Genomic DNA, 19,456 nt, shown 5'->3' with positions numbered 1-19,456 from the left:
TTGGACGGGGAGGACAGGAGGGTCGCGGTCAGAGTTCGACGAGCACCTTGCCCCGGTTGGCCGCCCGGTCACCGAAGAGGCTGCCGTAGGCGGCGGGGATCCTGTCGAAGCCGCGGTGCAGGGTGTGGTCGCAGACAACTTCGCCGCGCCGGACACGGCCGCCCAGGTCGGTGTGGAGGTCCTGCCAGTTCTGTTCGGTGAACCACTCCAGGGAGAAGATGCCGCGGACGGTGGCGCGCGGGAACATCAGGTAGGGCAGGAGCCGGGGGCCGGTGCTCTCGTTGCCGACCTGGGTCGCCCACTGCCAGCACACCGCCACCTGGCTCCCGATGTTGAGCATGGGGAACACGGCGTCGGTGACCGCGCCACCGAGGTTGTCGAAATACCGGTCGACTCCGTCGGGGGCGGCCTGTGCGAGTGCTTCCCGGACGGTGTCCGCGCCGTCCCCGTGGCGGTAGACGATCACGGTGTCGAACCCGAGGCCGGTGAGGTAGTCCGCCTTCTCCGGGGACGAGGTGGTGCCGATCACCCGGGCGCCGGCGAGCGCGGCGAGCTGACCGACGAGCGCGCCCACCGAGCCGGAGGCCCCGCTGATGACGAGGGTCTCGCCGGGGCTGATCGTCATGTACTTGGTCAGGGTCCCCCAGGCGGTCATGCCGGGGCCGCCCATCACGCTCAGGGCGGTCGGCAGCGGCAGGGCGTCGTCGTACCACCGGGGGTCGAGCCTGCGGTAGGCCGGGAAGACCATGGGGAACGTGCCGGTCTGCCAGAGTTCGGGCGCGCCGTTGCTGATCACATGGGTGCGCCAGCCGCCGAAGCCCTGCACGAGGTCGCCGACGCGGTGGGCGGCGCGTGGTCCCGCCTCCACCACCTCCATGATCGAGTCGGCGCCCATGTGCCGGCCGAGGGGGGTGTCGAGGGCGATGCCCTGGAGGTAGGGGTCGACGGAGACGTACAGCGTGCGCAGGAGCATCTCGTCGGGGGCGAGGGTCACGTCGAGGTTCTCGACGACCTTCTCGTAGACGCGGTCCACGTCGGGGACTCCCTCGACGTGTTCGCGGACCACCCATTTGGCGATCTTCATGGTTTCCTCTCCGTCGGTACGGCGGGGCGGACGGGCACGGGGATGACCCGGTGGGTCGGTGGTGGCGCGGTGAGGTCGAGCGAGGCGGTGAAGGGCTTTCCGTCGTCGCGGCAGACGAACTGCATGACGTGGCGTCCGGCGGCGGCGGCCCGGATGAGCCCGCCGGTGGTGGCCCAGACACCGGACTGGTAGAAGTCGCGCAGTCCGGGGAGCCCGGGACCCTGCTTCTTGATCAGCTCCTCCAGGGTCTCGCCGCTCTCGACGAAGGGCTGCCAGCCGAGCACGGTCCCGTCGTAGTTGCCGGTGTAGCGGACCTGGGTGAGGGGGCTGGAGACGTCACGGACGACGATCGCGTCCCGCAGGCCGGGGTAACGCTGTTCCAGGAAGCCGACGAGTGTCTCGCGGGCCCGCCGTTTCGCCGCGTAGTAGCCGCGCCCGTGCCGTACGGGCAGGGTGTGCAGCTCCTGCCCGCCGCGGGTGCGGGTGATCTGTTCGGGGCCCTCGTCCAGGGCGCGCCAGGGGGCGATGTCGCAGAAGTAGGTGGCGTAGACGACGGTGGTGCCGTCCGGGGACAGTTCGGGGTAGTGGCGGCTGCGGAACTGGACGTTGATGCTGCGGTGGCGGATGCCGGTCAGTTCGGCCGCCGTGGCCTCGTCGAGGAGGTAGGTGGTGCAGGGCTCGCCCTCGGGGAAGGGGCGGGAGAGGCCGAGGAAGAGGGTGAAGTAGCCGGGGAAGACCATGCCGGGTTCGCGGATGGTCTCGGTGTAGAGCTTGCGGTAGTCCTCTCCCAGGTACTTGCCCTCCAGGAACTTCATGGTCGTGGTGTAGCCGTCGCAGGCCGACACGACGATGTCGGCCCGCAGTTCCTGACCGTCGCTGAGCCGGACGCCCACCGCCCGGTCGTCCTCGACGATCACCGTCTCGACCTTCGTGTTGTAGGAGACCTCGCCGCCGAGCCGGCGGTAGCGCGCCTCGATCGACTCGGCGAGACCGAGGGAGCCGCCCTCGGGGACTCCGGCGGACAGGTTGGCGTGCGAGGCGAGCTGGAAGTGGAAGGGGAGGACGGGGAAGGCCGGGTGCTTCTCGTAGAGGATGAAGTTGAAGGCCTCCTGGAGGAGGGGGTCCTTGAACTTCTTGGAGAAGTCGCTCATCAGGACGGTGATCGTGGTGCGGACGGAGTTGAAGTACGGCAGGAAGGAGGCGAGCATCCGCCAGCGTTCCCGGCGTCCCATCAGCCCGACGGGCTTGAGGAAGGGGTAGACCGCGAGCGCCTTGCGGAAGCTGCGCAGTTGCGCGCAGAACTTCCGCACGAGCCGGGCGTCGGCGGGCGAGATGTCGATGAGGTGGGCTTCGAGCCGGTCGGGGTCGGAGTAGAAGTGGACGGCGCGGCCGTCGGTGCCGCGCACGATGTTGAAGACGTCGAAGTGGCGGATCTCCTTGCCCTGGAGGGCGCCGAGCTCCAGCCAGATCTGGTGCATCTCGTTGCCGGGGCCGCTGCCGAGGAGCCAGCTGACGCAGGCGTCCAGGGTGAAGCCGCCGCGCTCCCAGGCGGTGCAGCAGCCGCCGGGCAGCTCGTGCATCTCCAGGATGCGGGTGCGGTAGCCGTTCATCTGGGCGTAACAGCCGGTGGAGAGCCCGCCGAGACCGGCCCCGATGATGATCATCGTCTCCCGGGGCCGGCGGGCGCCACCGGGCCGGGGCCCGTTCCCGTTCCCGTTCATGACTCCTCGCTCTCCCGTGCGGACCACCGGTCGAGCTGGGGCAGGTGCCCCAGCTTCCCCGGGTGCCAGGGTTCGGTGCCCTCGCTCTCCCAGGCCCGGAACTCCAGGCCCAGTTCGCGGCAGAGGTACTGGACGGCGAAGCGGCCGGTCGAGGCGGCGCGGATCAGGCCGCCCATGCCGGCCCACTGCCCGGCCATGGAGAAGCCGCTGAGGCCGGGCAGCCGCATCCGGTCCTTGCCGACCAGGCGCGTGGCGACGTCGTCGGCCTCGGAGAACGCCTTCCAGGCGAGGATGGAACCGCCGAGGTTGCCGGTGTAGCGGTGGGTCGTGGCGGGTGTGGCGACCTCGATGATGTCGATGCGTTCCGCGATGCCGGGCGTTCGGCGTTCCAGGAAGTCGCGGACGAAGTCGGCGACTTCGCGCTTGCGCCGGCGGTACTCCTTGCGGTCCCTGGTGCGCAGGTCCTTCCAGTGGGCGTAGTCGCTGAAGTAGGTGCAGTGCAGGACGGAGTGGCCCGGCGGTGCGAAGCCGTCGGAGTAGCGGGAGCGGGCCTGCACGACGAGGCTGTCCTGGAGCGCCCCGGGGAGGTGGGCCGCGTCGTCCGGGCCGAGGAGGTGCGTCGTGCTGTGCGCCTCGTCGGGTTCCAGGTCGCCGCGCAGGCCGACGAACGCGGAGACGACGGCGGGGAAGAGGGTGCCGGGGCGGTGGAGGAGGTCGGTGTAGAGCTTGTCGATGCGGGGGCCGGTGTACCGGCCGCCCAGGAGTCCGTAGACGGTGGTGTGGCCGTCGCACGCGGATACCACGTGTTCGGCGAAGTACTGCCTTCCGTTGCGGAGTTCGATGCCGATCGCCCGGTCGTTCTCGACCAGGACGCGCTCGGTGCGGGCCCGGTAGGTGACCGTTCCGCCCAGGCTCCGGTAGCGCTCCTCGACGGACCGGGCGAGGCCGAGCGAACCGCCCTGCGGGAAGCCCGCGTTGCCGTGGTGGGCGGCCGCCATGTTGAAGAGGTACGGCAGCAGCGGGAAGCCCTCGGGGTCCTGGAAGAAGATGTTGCGGAACGCCTTGCGCAGCAGTGGGTCCTGGAACCGGTCGGCGAACACGTGCATCGGGGTGGCGGCGGTCCGCCAGAACAGCCGGAACGCGGGGAGCACCGTGCGCAGGGTCTGCGCCCGCTCCCCCACGGTCCGCAGCGCGGGCGCGGTCAGGAACGGGTACAGCTCGATGTCGATGAAGCGCCGCAGGTCCCGGGCGAAGGCCCGGATGAGCGGGGCGTCGGCGGGTGAGACCTCCAGGAGGTGGGCCTCCAGGCGGTCGGGGTCGTTGTAGAAGGTCACCGACCGGCCCGACGCGTCCTCGACCTTGTTGAACAGCTCGAAGTTGGTGACCGTCTTGCCGTCGAGTGCGCCGAGTTCGCTCCACACCTGGTGGGCGTCGTTGCCCGGGGCGGTGCCGATGAGCCATTCGATGCAGTAGTCGAAGAGGTACCCGTCGCGGGACCAGGCGGTGCAGCAGCCGCCGGGCAGTACGTGCTTCTCGAAGATGCGGGTCCTGGCTCCGCTCATCTGCGCGTAGATGCCGGTGGAGAGGCCGGCCACGCCCGCGCCGATGACGATGACGCGGGGCGGGGTGCCCGGGGTGCGTTCCCTGCTGGTCCAGTCGGTGGAGTCGTCATTCGCCATGGGCCGCGCCTCCCGTCAGGACGGAACGCACCAGCTCGGCGTTGCGGGGCAGGTGTTTGGCGTCGAGCATGTCGGCGTGGACACCGGAGCCGCGCAGTACGGCGGTGGCGCCGGTGGAGCTGCCGTGCCAGGTGCCGTGCTCACCGGCGGCGTAGAGGGCGGCCTTCTCCTCGTCGGTGATCACGCTGACCGTCGCGGCGACCGTGCCGGTGTTGGGGGTCCGGCCGCAGAAGGCGAGGTATTCGGCGGCGTGGGCGAGGGTCTCGCGGGCGACGGCATCGGATCCGGTGTGTTTGCGGACGTGGTCGGCGAGTTCGGTCTCGAAGGCGGCGATGCCCGAGGCGTCCGGTTCGTAGGCGTCGAGGATGCGGCGGGAGTCGATGATGACGACGTGGGCGACGCGGCGACCGCGCCGCTCCAGCTCCTTGGCCGTCTCGAAGGCGAGGTTGCCGCCGAGGGAGTAGCCCAGGAGCAGGTAGGGGCCGTCGGGTCGGGCTGCCTCGATCAGATCGGCGTACCGGGCGACCTTGTCGTCGCCGGGAAGGTAGTTGAAGCCGGTGACGCAGTGGTCGGGGAGCTGTGCGGCCAGGCCCCGGTAGACGAGTCCGTGGCCGCCGGCGGGCGGGAAGCAGAAGAGGGCGGGGGTCTGTCCGGCGTTGAAGGTGAGGCTGGGCAGTTCGTCGGCGGCGGTGCCGAGCAGGACGTCCTCCACCGTGGCGGCCATGCCGTGCAGGGTGGTGACCTGGTAGAGCCTGCTGACGGGGACGCCGACGCCGAACTCCGTGCGCAGGTGGTGGAGGAGTTCGATGAGCTTGATCGAGCTGCCGCCGAGTTCGAAGAAGTCGTCCTCCAGGCCGATCTGTTCGCGTCCGAGCAGGGCCCTCCAGTGGCGGGCGACGCTGACCTCGTACAGCGTCACGGGCTCCTCGTGCGGCCGGTCCCCCTCCTCGGCCCGGGGGGCGGGCAGGGCGGCCGTGTCGACCTTGCCGTTGGCGGTCAGCGGCAGGACCGGCAGCTCGGTGAAGTGGGACGGGATCATGTACGAGGGCAGCGAGCGCGCCAGGTGGCGGCGCAGGGCCCGGACGTCCAGGGCCGCACCGGGCGCGGTCACGCAGTAGGCGCAGAGCGCCGCGTCTCCCCCGGTGTCGGTGCGTACGGTGACGACGGCCCGGGCGAGCGGGGGCCACTGGGCGAGCTGTGCCTCGATCTCGCCGATCTCGATGCGGTGGCCGCGCAGTTTGACCTGTCCGTCGGTCCGGCCCAGGAGGTGGACGCGGCCGTGCGCGTCCCAGCGGCCGATGTCGCCGGTGCGGTAGAGCCGTTCGGGCCGGGCGCCGGGTCCCCGGCCGAGCGCCCGGGTGACGAAGCGCTCCTCGGTCTGCTCGGGGTCCCCGGCGTAGCCGAGGGCGACGCCGTCGCCGCCGATCCAGAGTTCGCCGGGCACGCCGGGCGGGACGGGTTCGCCGTGGGCGTCGAGGACATGCAGGGTGCTGTTGGGCAGGGGCCGGCCGATCGGGACCATCGCTCCGGCTTCCAGGTCGTCGACGGGTCCCTCGAAGTACGCGCTGTCGATGGTGGCCTCGGTGAGACCGTAGGAGTTGACGAGGCGGGTGCCGGGTCCGCACAGCTCGGCCAGCCGGCGGTACTCCCCCACGTTCCAGGCGTCCGAGCCGACCACCAGCAGCCGCAGGAAGTCCAGCCGCAGCCCCTCCCGTGCGCAGTGGTCCATCAGTCCGCGGACGACGGCGGGCACGAACTCAGCGCAATCCACGCGCTCCTGACGCATCGTTCGGTAGAGCCGTGTGGTGTCGAAGAGGAGGTCGCGGTCGGCCAGGACGAGGGTGCCGCCCGAGCACAGGGCGCGTACGAGGTCGCCGGTGAACACGTCGAAGGACGGTTCGGCCATCTGGAGGTGTGTCCGTACGTCGGTCTCCAGCCGGTACTCCTGGCTCCACGCGGCCCGGGCGGAGGCGAGGTTGCGGTGGCTGACGCGGACGGCCTTGGGGCGGCCGGTGGATCCGGAGGTGGTGATGACGTACGCGGGCGAGTCCGGGCCGGTCTCGGCCGCCGGTCCTTCCGGGTGCGGTTCGGTACGTCCGAGCGCGGCGAGGGTGAGGGCCGGGACGGTCAGGGCTCCGGTCTGTTCCGGGGTGGCGTCGTCCGCGACGAGGACGAGGGCCGCGCCGGTGGTCGTCACGAGGTGGGCGAGCCGGTCGGCGGGCTGGTCGGGCCGGAGCGGGAGGTAGGCGGCGCCGGCCTTGAGCACGCCGAGCAGGGTGGCGATCAGCTCGGGAGACTTGTCGAGGCACAGCACGACCACCGAGCCCTCGCCGACGCCGAGCGCCCGCAGCCGGGCGGCGGTGTCGGCCGCCCGCCGGTCCAGCTCCGCGTAGGTCAGCCGCCGCGCCGCGCCGTGCGCGGTGGGCTGGGTCACGGCGACGGCCGTGGGGTGCTCGGCGGCGATGCGGCCGATCAGCGTCTGGATCGGGGTGAACGGCTCCTTCGGCGGTCCGGCGGACGGCAGGGCCGGGCGGCTCCACTCCCCGACGAGTCGTTCCCGCTCCCGCTCGCCGAGCATCTCCAGCCGGGAGGCGGGCTGTTCGCCCGGTGCGTGGGTCATCCGGTCGAGGAGCCGGGTGTAGTGGGCGGCCATGCGGCGCATGGTCTCGGGGAGGAAGAGGTCGGTGTTGTACTTGAACACGCAGTGGAAGCGGCCTTCGGCCTCGTCCTCGTAGGCGGACAGCGTTATGTCGAACTGTCCCTCTTCCTCCGGTAGTTCGATGTACTCCAGACGGTAGCCGTACTGCTCGGTGGCCACCTTGTGGGTGAGGAGGATGAACATCGCCTGGAAGACGGCGGAGCGGCTGGGGTCGTGCTGGAGGCCCAGCTCCTCGACGAGGAGGACGAAGGGGTACTCCTGGTTGTCCAGGCCGCCGAGCACGGTCCGGCGGACCTGTTGCAGCAGCTCGGCGACGGTGGGGTCCTCGGACAGGTCGGCGTGCAGGGGCAGCGGGTTGACGAAGTAGCCGTAGACGGAGGCGAAGTCCTGCCGGGTGCGGCCGGTCACCGGGCTGCCGACGACGATGTGGTCCTGCCCGGAGTAGCGGTGCAGCAGGAGGTAGTACGCGCTCAGCAGCACCATGAACGGGGTGACCCCGTGAGCGCGGGCCAGAGCGTGGACACGGGCGCTGAGGGCCTCGTCCAGGACGAAGAACTCGGAGGCCCCGTTGTGGGTCTGGACCGCCGGGCGCGGCTTGTCGACGGGCAGGTCCAGGAGCGGGACCTCGGCCGGCAGGTGGGCGCGCCAGTAGTCGAGCATGCCCGCCGCCTCCGGTCCTGCGAGGAAGGCGTTCTGCTGGTTGAGGAAGTCGAGGTAACGGGCCTCGACCGGTGGGAGCTGGGGTTCCTGGTTGCGGCGCAACGCCTCGTAGACGGCGAGCAGTTCATCGATGAAGGTGAAGGTGGAGATGGCGTCGGAGACGATGTGGTGGACGGCCTTCATGATGATCCAGCGGTCCGGGCCCCGCTGGAAGAGCCGGAAGCGGATCAGTGGGTCGTGGGCGAGGTCGTAGGGCTTGCGGTACTCCTGGACGATCGTGGCGTGGATGGACTCCCAGTCCTCGCCCCGGACGTCGAAGAGGGCGAGGTCCGTCGCGGCGTCCTCGGAGACCCGCTGCACGGCCTGCCCGTCCACCAGGAGGAAGTTGGTGCGGAGCGCGGGGTGCCGGGCGATGAGGCGGCGGACGGCCTCGAACATCAGGTCCGGTTCGAGCGTGACGTTCACCTCGACCGCTCCGCCGATGTTGTACGCGTAGCCGTCGGGGTTGAGGTGCTTGAGGAACCAGAGCGCCTTCTGGTTCTGCGTCAGCGGGTACTGCCGTGCGTCGCTGTGGAGCTCCACCGCTCCCTGGGTCCCGTCGGGGGTGCCGGCCGAGGCCAGGGCGGTGAGGCCGTCGTGGAGCTGGGCGGCGAGTTCCCCGGCCGACGTGCCGCTGAGCAGGGCGACCACGGGCAGGGCGACGCCGAGTTCGGCGTGGATCCGGGCCCGTAGCTCCATCGCGAGGAGCGAGTCGAGCCCGAGTTCGCCGAGTCCGGTGGCGGAGTCGATACGGTCCGTGCCGGTGCGCAGCACGGTGGCGGCGAGCGCGGTGAACCGTTCGGCGACGAGGGCGCGGCGGGTCTCCTCGTCGGCGGCGCGGAAGGTGTCGAGGAATCCGTTGCCCGAGGCGGCGTCCGCCGGCGGGGCGGCGGACGCGGCGAGGTCGGTGACCAGCCGCGGCGGGGACGGGTACCAGGCGAGGAAGACGGGCCAGTCGACGACGGTGGCGACGACCAGTTGGGCGTGGTCCTGGCCGAGGACCCGTTCGAGGACGGCCATGCCGGCGTCCGGGGAGAGCGAGCTCATGCCGCGGCTGTGCAGATAGTGGTCGACCAGACCGAGTTCCTCGATCATTCCGGTGGCCCAGGGGCCCCAGTCCAGGCTGAGCGCGGGCAGCCCCTGGGCGCGGCGGTGGTGGGCGAGGGCGTCCAGGAAGGCGTTGCCCGCGGCGTAGTTGGTCTGGCCGGCCGTGGTCAGCAGGGAGGCGATCGAGGCGAAGAGCACGAAGTGTTCGAGGGGTTCGTGCCGCAGGTGCCGGTGCAGGAGGTGGGCGCCGACGGTCTTGGGATCGTGGACCGCGTCGAAGGCGGCCCGGTCCAGATCGGCGACGAGCGTGTCGCGGACCTGTCCCGCGAGGTGGAACACCCCGCGTACGGGTGGCGCTCCGCTGTGCCGGTGGGTGTCGAGCCAGCCGGCCAGGGCGTCCTCGTCGGTGATGTCGAGGGTGGCGAGGACGGGCTGTGCGCCGAGCGCCTCCAGCTCGCGGAGCAATGCCACGGCCCGGCCCTCGGCGGTGACGGGGTCGGTGCCGGCCCACTTCTCCCGGGCCGGGACGGGGGTGCGCCCGACCAGGATGATCCGGCGGGCCCCTCGGCGTACGAGGGTGCGGCACAGCAGCCGGCCGAGCGCGCCGAACGCTCCGGTGACCAGATAGCTTCCGTCCGCCCGCAGTCGCGGCGGCAGTGGCCGGGTCAGGCCCTCGGCGGGGCGGAGGCGGCTGGTGCGGCGGCCACCGTCGCGCAGGGCGATCTCCTCCTCGTCGTCGCTGAGGACTTCGCGGAGAAGCGCTTCGGCCTCGGCCCGGTCGCCGTCGGGGCCCGGCTGCCGCCGGGGGTCGAGGTCGATCAGTTTGCCGGGGTGTTCGATCAGTTCCTGGTGCCGCAGCACGCGGCCGATGCCCCAGGCGGGTGCGCCGAGGGGTTCGGGCCCCTCGCCGGGCAGGACGGACTGGGCGCCTCGGGTGACGATGTGCAGGCGTCCTGCGGCGCCCCGGGCGAGAAGCAGCCGGGCGAGGGCGATCAGTGAGTAGGCGCCCGCGCCGGTGTGGTCGGTCAGGGAGGCCCGGTCGCACACGGCGAGGGCGGGAGCGTCGAGGTTCCACAGGTGCAGGACGGGTCCCCGGAAGGGGCCCCCGTCGCGGTCCAGGTCGGCGAGGAGGCGGCGCAGATCGGCGTCGGACCCGGGGTCGACGGTATACGTGGCTCCGTCGGCGGACGCGGTGTAGGCCGCACCCCGGCGCACCAGGCGGCAGCGTTCGCCCCGGGTGGCGGCCAGCGCCGCGAAGGCGTCCGCGACGCCCCCGGCGTCGGCGAGGAGCAGCCAGTCGTGGTAGCGGGCCGCTGTCGCGGGTGCCGGCCGGCGATCGGCGCCGGTTCCCGTCGGCTCGCCGCGTACGTCACCGTCGCTCACGTCACCGTCGTCGACATCACCGCCGTCGACGTCCGGCGGCAGGGCGCGGGCGTCCTCGGCCGGCAGCGGCGGGCAGTCGGTCCAGACGGGCTCGGCGAGCCAGGAGTCGATCGTGGTCCGGGCGACGGCGGTGACCGCCTTCGCCACGTCGGCGGCGCGGAAGCCGAGGACGCGGCCGAGCGGCGCTCCGTCGTCGGCGTACAGGGCGATGTTCCCGAGGGTGGTGTCGGCGTCGCCGGGGAGCAGGGTGGCGTGGGCCCAGAACGGCTGGTCGCCGATGGGTTCGAGCGCGACCTCGTCCAGGGAGAGCGGCAGCCTGATCCCGGTGTCCGGTGCGGATCCGTCCAGGATCAGCGGGGTCAGCAGGGTCTGGAAGCAGGCGTCGAGGAGGACGGGGTGGAGGTGGTGGCCGGCGGCGTCGTCGCCGATCACCCGGGGCGGGCGGATCCGGGCGAGGACCTCTCCGGCGCCGATCCAGACCTCCTCGATGGCCTGGAAGGCGGGGCCGTAGTGGTAGCCGAGGGCGGCCAGCGCGGTATAGCAGTCGGGGCCTTCGAGGCGTCGGAGAGTCCTGGCCCGGATGGCGGGGGCGTCGAGCGGCGGGGTGGTGCGGCGGCGTTGCCCGGCGCGGACGATCCCGGCGGCGTGGACGGCCCGCTCCCCGTCGTCCCCGGTCGGGGAGGCGATGGTGAAGGCGGCGTTCTCCAGGGAGAGCGACACCTCCACGGTCCGGTCCTCGCCCTCGGGCAGGAAGAGGGCCTTGCGCAGATCGATGTCGGCGAGGACGGCGGTGGTGCCGCCGGTGAGCCGCAGGACGGCCTGGGCGGCCATTTCCAGATAGCCGGCGGCGGGGAAGACCACGGTGTCCTGGATACGGTGGTCGGCGAGGTACGGCAGGTCCTCGGTGTCCAGTCGGGCCTGCCAGGTGGGCTCCGTACGGTCGGTGCGGCGGCCCAGGAGGGGATGGTCGCGGTGGCCCAGGCGGACCTGGGCGACCGGCCGGGGTTCGGTCCAGTGGCGGTCGCGCCGGAAGGGGTGGCGGGGCAGGGTGACGGGCCGCCCGGCCGGCTGGAGCAGGTCCCAGTCGATGGGAACGCCCAGGTTGTGGAGCGAGCCGAGGGAGGCCGCGAAGCGCTCGCTCTCGTTCTCCCGGCGGCGGATCGAGGGCAGGGTGAGTCCGGTCGTCCCGCCCGCGTCGAGGCATTCTCGGATCGCGTGCCCGAGGACCGGGTGCGGGCCGATCTCCAGGAAGACCTGGTGGCCGTCGTCGGCGATGCGGTCGACCGCGGAGCGGAAGCGCACCCGCTCGCGGACGTTCTTCCACCAGTACGCGGCGTCCAGTTCCTCGCCCCGGGCCATTCCCTCGACACCCGTGAGATACAACGGCACCTGGGCCGGGCGCGGCTCCAACGGCTCCAGTGCTGTGAGCAGTTCGTCCTTGATCCGCTCCATGGCGACGCTGTGGTAGGGCACTTCGACGGTGAGGAACTTCGCGAACTGCTGCTCGGCCCGCAGCTCCTCGGCCAGCCGGGTCAGCGCGGCCTCGTCCCCGGCCAGCGTGATGGCGGTGGGGCTGTTGACGGCGGCGATGGAGACCCGGTCACTGTAGGGGCGTACCCGGCGCTCCGCCTCGTCCTCCGAGAGGCTGACGGCGAGCATGGCGCCGGTGCCGGCCAGGGTCTGCTGGAGGCGGCTGCGGTGCACGACGATCCTGGCCGCGTCCCGCAGGGAGTAGACGCCGGCCGCGTGGAAGGCGGCGATCTCCCCGGTGCTGTGGCCGACCACGGCGTCCGGGCGCACTCCGTGGGACCGCCACAGGGCCGCCAGGGCGACCTGGACGGCGAAGTTCGCGGGCTGGGCGAGCCAGGTCTCCCCCATCCGGGAGACGGACTCGTCGGCGGTCATCTCCTCGATCAGGGACCAGTCGGCGAACTCCCGCAGCGCCCGGTCGCACGCGGTGACGGCGTCGCGGAATACTGGCTCCTCCTCCAGGAGTTGGCGGCCCATGCCCCACCACTGGGGGCCCATGCCGGTGAAGACCTGGACCAGTCGCCGGTCGGCGGCGTCCCGGGCGCGGCCGTGGACGACCCGGGGGTGGGCCTCGCCGCGGGCGTGGGCGGCCAGGGCCTCGTCGAGGGAGGCGCGCGAGGTGTAGGTGACGGACAGCCGCTCGGGGAGGTGCTGGCGGCGGTGGGCCAGGGTGTGTCCGAGGTCGTCGAGGGCCACGGCCGGACCGTTGGCGCCCGCCAGCTCGCCCCGGATCCCGGCCGCCATCTCCGCCAGGGCGTCGGGGTCGCGGGCGCTGAGGGGCAGGATGCTCCAGCGTCGCCCGGCCGGCGCGGTGGGGGCGGCGGGGCGGCTGTCCGCCGGGGGCATCGGGGCCTCCTCCAGGACGACATGGGCGTTGGTGCCGCCGAAGCCGAAGCTGTTCACCCCGGCGCGGGCGGGCCCTTCGTGTTCGGGCCATGCGGTGGGCCGGGTGGGGATCTCGTAGGGCAGGGTCGCCGGGTCGATGGCGGGGTTGAGGTTCTCCAGGTTGATGTGGGGCGGGATCGTCCGGTGCTGGATGCTCAGGACGGTCTTGATGAGCCCGGCGATCCCGGCGGCGGATTCGGTGTGGCCGATGTTCGTCTTGACGGAGCCGACGTAGGCGCGGGCGCCCGGGGCCCGTCCGATGGCCAGCGCGCGGGCCAGGGCGTTCGCCTCGATCGGGTCGCCGACCGGGGTCGAGGTGCCGTGCGCCTCCATGTACTGGAGCGCCCCGGGGGTGATGCCCGCCTCGGCGCAGACCTGTCGGATGAGGTCGACCTGCGCGTCGGGGTTGGGCACGGTGATGCCGTTGGTGTGGCCGTCCTGGTTGACGCCACTGCCGAGGATCACGGCGTGGATGCGGTCCCCGTCCCGTACGGCGTCGTCCAGCCGCTTCAGCGCGACCAGGCCGACGCCTTCGGCCCGTACGTAGCCGTCGGCGGCGGCGTCGAACGTACGGGAGCGGCCCTCGGGCGACAGGAACCCGCCCTTCGTCTCCGCGACGGTGTACTGCGGGGCCATGTGCAGCAGGGTGCCGCCGGCCAGCGCGAGGTCGCTCTCGCCGTTGTTCAGCGCCTGGCACGCCAGGTGGACGGCGACCAGCGAGGAGCTGCAGGCGGTGTCGATGGAGAGGCTGGGGCCGCGGAAGTCGAAGCAGTACGAGATGCGGTTCGAGACCATCGTCATCATGGTGCCGGTCGCGGTGTGGGCGGCCAGCGAGGTGAAGCCCAGGTCGGCGAATTGCAGGATCTTGTAGTCCAGGGTGAACGCGCCGACGTAGACGGCGACGTTGCCGCCGGCGAGGTCGGCGGGCCGTTGGCCGCCGTCCTCCAGTGCCTCCCAGGCCACTTCGAGCAGCTTTCGCTGCTGCGGGTCCATGTGGTCGGCCTCGCGCGGGCTGATGCCGAAGAACGCCGGGTCGAATTCGTCGAAGCCGTCGATGTATCCACCGCGTCCGCCGACGAGGCGCCCGGGTTTGTCGCGGAACCGGCTGCCGAGCGTGTGGACGTCGTACCGGTCGGGCGGTGTGGGCGTGATGCAGTCCTTGCCCGCCACCAGATTGCGCCAGTACGTGCGGTGGTCCGAGGCGCCGCCGGGCAGGCGGCAGCCCATCCCGATGATCGCCACCTTGTTCCGTAACGCCCGGTTGTTCGCGTCGGCCATGTCGAACTCCTCAAGTCGTGGTGGAGCGTCAGGGGGCGGCGGTCATTCCGGCCGGAGGTCCCGTGCCGGTCGACGTCGCCAGGGATGCGTGAGGGCGGCGAGGATCTCGCCGGCGGCGGGAAGAGGGTGCGAGGGAATCAGCCGTTCCCGGAGGGACGGACGGGCGATGGCCTCGGCCAGGAAAAGCGAACCGGCCCACCCCCGCTCTCCCCGCTGCGGCCATCCGGCCACACCCGCGGATACGGCCGCGAGAAGGAGAACGGGGAGGGTGGCGGCACGAAGGAACGGGGCCGGATAATTACGCGCACGCCCCTTCCGGCCGACCGAAAGGGCGACCGAACGAATTCCGCCATCGGCAGAGTGCTCGCGCTTTTCCATCCGTGACCCTCCACAAGTGACAGCGACGGGGAGAGATGCCATCGCACCGCATCAGGGCAGGTCAGGACAGCCTTGGAAGCGGCAGGAGTCCCGGGCGGCAGCCATGGCCCCGAACTGGCGATTTTTGGACACCCGGCCCCGATGAAGTTCGGCCGTGGCGTGGACTGATGCCCCCGATCCCATCAGCCCAGATCATCTATTTCCCGTTCCCACGGCTTTAATCACGAGCGACTCACAGAAATGGTCCGGCGTATTTATCCACACGGGAATGCGAGAGGGATCGCACAACCGAGGCGAGGTTCATTTGTGCGAGAAATTCTTTCGTAGGATCATCGCGATGCTTAAGGACGGCGCAATTCGGTGCGCCCGGATACCCAGCCTCACGCCCGGGCGCGCATCCTGGCCGGGAGCGGTGCGCCCGCGCGGAACCAGCCCTACGAAAGCGCCCCCGAGGCCTCGAAGCCCGCTCCTTCCACCTAAGGGCCCGCCCTGCGATGATCACGGCGAGATCCGGCAGCACATCAGCGAATCGAGGAGCCCCCTTGCCGTACGACGTCCGCGCGGTGCGCGCGCAGTTCCCCGCCCTGCGGTCCGGTACCGCGCACTTCGACGGGCCCGGCGGCACCCAGACTCCGGCCACCGTCATCGCCGCGATCGGCGAGGTGATGAGCGGACCCCTGTCGATCCGGGGCGACGGCCTCCCCGGGGAGGTGAACGCGGAGGAGACCGTCCGCGGGTTCCGGCGGGCGATGGCGGACCTGCTGGGCGCGGACCCGGGCGGGATCGTGTACGGCCGCAGCGCCACCCAGCTCACGTACGACTTCTCGCGCACCCTCTCCAGGGCCTGGAGCCCGGGGGACGAGGTGGTGGTCAGCCGGCTGGACCACGATGCCAACATCCGGCCGTGGGTGCACGCCGCCGAGCGGGCGGGGGCGGTGGTGCGGTGGGCCGACTTCGATCCGTCGACCGGCGAGCTGCCGGCCGAGGCCGTCGGCGCGCAGATCACCGGACGGACCCGGCTGGTCGCGGTGACCGGCGCCTCCAACCTCATCGGCACCCGGCCCGACATCCCGGCCATCGCCGAACTCGCCCACCGGGCCGGCGCGCTGCTGTACGTGGACGGGGTCCATCTGACGGCCCACCACCCGGTGGACGTGGAGCGGCTCGGGGCGGACTTCTTCGTCTGCTCCCCGTACAAGTTCTTCGGGCCCCACCACGGGGTGCTCGCCGCCAGGCCCGAACTGCTCGGCACCCTCCGCCCGGACAAGCTGGCGCCCTCCACCGACGCCGTGCCGGAGCGCTTCGAGCTCGGCACCCTCCCCTACGAGTCGATGGCGGGGACCAGCGCGGCGGTGGACTTCCTCGCGGGCCTGGGCTCCGGCGCCGACGCGGCGGGCGGACGCCGGATGCGGCTGCGGTCGGCGTACGCGGCGATCGAGGCCCACGAGACGGAGCTGCGCGAGAGCGTCGAGAAGGCGGTCGGCGAACTGGGCGGGGTGACGGTCCACTCCCGTGCCGCCGAACGCACCCCCACCCTGCTGCTCACCTTCGACGGCCGGGACGCGGCGGACGCCTACCGCTCCCTCGCCCGCTCCGGGGTACACGCGCCCGCCGGCTCGTTCTACGCCCTGGAGGCCTCCCGCCACCTGGGGCTCGGCGACAGCGGCGGCCTGCGCGTCGGGCTCAGCGCGTACAACGACACCAACGACGTGGATCGCCTTCTGACGGGGCTGTCGGACTGGCTACGGTGAACGGCGGGGGCGGCCGCCCCCGGGCGCCGCGCACCGCGTGCGGTTGAGGGCTGCCCCGATCACAGGACAGCCCTCAGCGCGTCCACCGCGTCGGCGAGCCCGGACGGGTGCCGGGTTCCGGGGGGCTGCCGCCCGGCCCAGCCCGGCCCGGCGGTGAAGACCACCGGCCGCCTGCGCGCGCCTCGTACACCCCACTCGACCGCCACCACCCGGCACGCGAGCGAACGGCTCGCCGTGCCGTGCGACTGCGCCCAGAGCACCACCGCGTCGGGTCCGGTGCGCCGGACCGCCTCCTCCAGCGCCTCGACGGGCAGGTCGGCGCCGAACATCCGTACGGGCAGGGCGTGTTGGGTGAGGGTCGCGGCGAGTGCCTCCAGGGCCAGCGTGTGGGTCTCACCGGGCGCGCAGGCCAGCAGGGAGAGGCCCGCGCCGGGGGCGGGGGGCCGCGCGGCCGGGACACCGCGCAGCGCGCCGGAGACGCACCAGGACAGCAGGTGCTCGACCTCGATGTACCGCTCCCCCGCCGTCTCCCACTTGCGGCCCACCGCGTGCAGCGCCGGCACCATCACCTCGTCCCAGGCGGCCGGCATCCCGTAGCGGTCGAGTACGTCCGCGAGCAGTTCCTCCATGGCCGGTGCGTCCAGCCGGAGCGCCGCCCGGGCGAGGCCGCGGCACTCCCGGCGGGCACTGCCGCGCGCGACCGCCCCGGTGACCCGGGTGGTACGCCCGGGCCGTGGCGCGGCCGGGGCGCGGGGCGGTCCCGCCAGGACGGCACGAGCGGCCTCGGCCGGCGGCAGGCCCGCGCTCGTCAGGCGGCACATGTTCCGCAGAACGGCGATGTCCGCCCCGGTCCAGCGGCGGTGCCGGCCGTCCTCCCGAGCGGCCGGCCCGATGCCGTAGCGGCGGTCCCACGAGCGCAGCGTCGTCGGCGCGACACCCAGAAGGCGGGCCACCGCGCCGGTGGTCAGCCCTGCGTCGACCGGCGGCGGTCCACCGGTGCGGTGGCCCGCCGGGCCCATCGCCGCGTCGGTCACAGGGCCCATCAGGTGGTCCATGAATCCCACCATACGATGCAATAACGACGCATGTTGCCCTCTGTGTCGCCGCGCGGTTCGCTGGAGGTAGCGGGGTTCCGCGCGATGTCCGCACCCACCACCGCGTCCTCACCCCGACCCGGCAGGACGGACAGGAGACGGCCATGAAACTGAGCGACGAACTCCCCGTCGATCACCGGCTGGCGATGGTGTACCGGATCGGCGCGGGCCTCTGCGGCGCCATCCTGGTGGCCTTCGGCGTGCTCGGCTTCACGAGCCGGCTGGGCTTCTTCGACACCGGCGGCGATCACATCGCCGGACTGTCGACCAACGGTCTGCTGAGCCTGATCTCGGTGATCGTCGGCGGGCTGCTGATCGCCGGGGCCGCGGTGGGCGGAAACGTCGCGTCCTGTCTGAACATGACGGTCGGCTCACTCTTCCTGCTGAGCGGCTTCGGCCATCTCTTCATCCTGGACCGGCCCGCCAACATCCTGGACTTCGGCATGTCGAACGTCGTCTTCAGCTTCGTGATGGGGCTGCTGATCCTCACGTTCGGTATGTACGGACGAGTGACCGGCGGCCTGCCGCACGACAATCCGTACTGGCGCCGCCGCCACCCGGGGCAGGCGGACCGCGAGGCCGCCGCCGCCCGCAGGCGTGCGACGGCGGCCGGACCGCTCGGACGGGGAGGCGCTCAGACCTTGCGGTAGCGGGCGTTGAACCAGGAGAACACGCCGAAGGCGACCAGCCCGAGGGCGATGACCACCAGGAGCCACGGGCCGACCGGGGTGTCGGTGAAGGAGCGCAGGGTGTCGTCCATGCCCTTGGACTCGTCCGGCCGGTGCTTGATCGCGGCGGCCACCGCGAACCCGCCCGCCGTGGCGAACACGATGCCGCGCACACTGCCGCCGAAGACCCCGGCGACGTCGACCGCCTGCCGGACCCGCTTGGACATCTCGGACATCTTCAGGTGTTTGTGGTACTTCCGCAGGAGGGCTCGGACCGCGATCCAGACACCGGCACAGGCCACCCCCAGGCCCGCGATCCCCACGATCCACTGGCCTCCGGGCCAGCCGAGCGCCTTGGCGGTGATGTCCTTCGACTGCTGGTCCGACGATCCGCCCCCACTGCCCGAGTCACCGGCGGCGAAGGACAGGACGGAGTAGGCGACGAATCCGTAGAAGACGGCACGGCCCGCCGCCATGGCCCGCTTGGTGGGTTTGCGGCCGTCAGCTCCGGCCGCGCCGAACAGTGCCTCGGAGAGCCGCCAGAGCGCCATCCCCGCCAGGGCGACGCCCAGCACCCACAGCAGGATCTGCCCGAAGGGTCTCTCCGCTATCTCGCCGATCGCGCCGCCCCGGTCGGCCTGTTCCCCACCGCCTCCGGACAGCGCGATCCGCAGGGCGAGGGCGCCCACGAGGACGTAGATCACCCCACGGCCCACGAAGCCCGCGCGGGCCCCTGCCTCCATCGCGGTGCTGTTCGCGGCTTTCCTGGCCCGGACGCGTCCCTGCGCTGCTGCTGAACGGGTATTCATGCATCCCGGTTGCCCCGGTCCGGCGGTTCGATGTCAGAGTGCGCCGGAGGGTGACTTTCGACGCGGAAACGACGCGGCGAGCGGTCCGGGCGAACGCGCGTCAGCGTGAGGACAAGGAGAAGACCCACCCCGCTCGCCGCTCATGCCGGTCGGCGTCGTGACGGTTGCGCCGCCGCCTCCGGGCACAGCGGATCCTGTGCCCGGACCCCACGACGGTCCGGGCACAGCGCGATGTCCGGGCACGGGCACCGTGCGTTCGTTCTATACGCTGAGGGCGTGACCAGCGCCGACGACCGACCGACCCGGAGCGGCGCCTCGGAACCCGAGGCGCCGCTCGCGGACCTCCAGGCGTTCGCGGTCGAGCTCCGCCGGATGAACGGCGAGATCAACCGGATGACCCACGGTTTCGCGGCGCACCAGCAGCTGCACCCCACGGACGTGAGCGCGCTCGCGGCCATTCTCGACGCCCCCTCCCCCCTCACCCCGGGGGCGCTGCGCGAGCACCTGGGCCTCACCTCCGGCGCGGTGACCGCCTGCCTGGACCGGCTGGAGCGGGCGGGCCATGTCCGCCGGGCCCGGGAGAGCACCGACCGCCGGGTGGTGCACGTGTACTACGAGGCGAGCGCCCGGACGGCCGCCCGCGACTACTTCATGCCGCTCGCCGAGGCCACGGCACGGGCCAGGGCGCGCTTCAGCGAGACGGAGCTGGCGACCGTCCTGCGCTTCCTCGCCGCGATGAACGAGGAGCTGGGAGAAGTCCCTCCGGCGCGCCGCTGAGCGTTTCCCGGCGA

The 19,456-nt window shown here is 72.1% G+C and carries 9 protein-coding genes; 3 read left to right on the top strand and 6 right to left on the bottom strand.

All coding sequences use genetic code 11. The features are described 5' to 3' along the window. Positions 1–28: 28 nt before the first annotated feature. Genes PSQ21_RS32645 through PSQ21_RS32630 form a run of 4 tightly spaced genes read right to left on the bottom strand, consistent with a single transcriptional unit; the run spans position 29 to position 13,965 of the window. The gene (locus PSQ21_RS32645) at positions 29–1,084 is read right to left on the bottom strand and encodes an MDR family NADP-dependent oxidoreductase (RefSeq protein WP_274034983.1); all 1,056 of its coding nucleotides are present in this window, start codon (positions 1,082–1,084) and stop codon (positions 29–31) included. Continuing rightward, on the bottom strand, positions 1,081–2,805 hold the full coding sequence (locus PSQ21_RS32640; protein ID WP_274034982.1) for a phytoene desaturase family protein: 1,725 nt from the start codon (positions 2,803–2,805) through the stop codon (positions 1,081–1,083). The genes PSQ21_RS32645 and PSQ21_RS32640 overlap by 4 nt, the downstream gene beginning before the upstream one ends. Beyond that, positions 2,802–4,484, bottom strand: a complete 1,683-nt coding sequence (locus PSQ21_RS32635) for a phytoene desaturase family protein (protein ID WP_274034981.1) — start codon at positions 4,482–4,484, stop codon at positions 2,802–2,804. Before PSQ21_RS32635 ends, PSQ21_RS32640 begins: the two co-directional genes overlap by 4 nt. Continuing rightward, entirely contained in the window at positions 4,474–13,965 is a 9,492-nt protein-coding gene (locus PSQ21_RS32630; RefSeq protein WP_274034980.1) for a non-ribosomal peptide synthetase/type I polyketide synthase, read from the bottom strand. The genes PSQ21_RS32635 and PSQ21_RS32630 overlap by 11 nt, the downstream gene beginning before the upstream one ends. Positions 13,966–14,885: 920 nt before the next feature. Between PSQ21_RS32630 and PSQ21_RS32625 the strand changes: the two genes are divergently transcribed. After that, positions 14,886–16,094, top strand: coding sequence for a cysteine desulfurase-like protein (locus tag PSQ21_RS32625; protein WP_274034979.1), 1,209 nt, complete (start codon positions 14,886–14,888; stop codon positions 16,092–16,094). 59 nt (positions 16,095–16,153) lie between these two features. On the opposite strand, the gene PSQ21_RS32620 is transcribed toward PSQ21_RS32625, so the two are convergent. Continuing rightward, positions 16,154–17,137 (bottom strand): MerR family transcriptional regulator, encoded by a 984-nt coding sequence (locus PSQ21_RS32620; RefSeq protein WP_397989523.1) that lies wholly within the window; start codon positions 17,135–17,137, stop codon positions 16,154–16,156. A gap of 155 nt (positions 17,138–17,292) precedes the next feature. Between PSQ21_RS32620 and PSQ21_RS32615 the strand changes: the two genes are divergently transcribed. After that, the gene (locus PSQ21_RS32615) at positions 17,293–17,838 is read left to right on the top strand and encodes a DUF4383 domain-containing protein (protein ID WP_274034977.1); all 546 of its coding nucleotides are present in this window, start codon (positions 17,293–17,295) and stop codon (positions 17,836–17,838) included. Here PSQ21_RS32615 and PSQ21_RS32610 read toward each other — a convergent pair. Continuing rightward, positions 17,823–18,665, bottom strand: a complete 843-nt coding sequence (locus PSQ21_RS32610; RefSeq protein ID WP_274034976.1) for a DUF1206 domain-containing protein — start codon at positions 18,663–18,665, stop codon at positions 17,823–17,825. The two genes, PSQ21_RS32615 and PSQ21_RS32610, sit on opposite strands and share 16 nt — an antisense overlap. A gap of 276 nt (positions 18,666–18,941) precedes the next feature. Here PSQ21_RS32610 and PSQ21_RS32605 point away from each other — a divergent pair, with 276 nt between their 5' ends. After that, entirely contained in the window at positions 18,942–19,442 is a 501-nt protein-coding gene (locus PSQ21_RS32605; RefSeq protein WP_274034975.1) for a MarR family winged helix-turn-helix transcriptional regulator, read from the top strand. Positions 19,443–19,456: the final 14 nt, after the last annotated feature.

Origin of the sequence: Streptomyces sp. MMBL 11-1 (assembly GCF_028622875.1) — a bacterium.
Lineage (GTDB): Bacteria > Actinomycetota > Actinomycetes > Streptomycetales > Streptomycetaceae > Streptomyces.
This window is presented reverse-complemented; position numbering and strand designations above follow the sequence as displayed.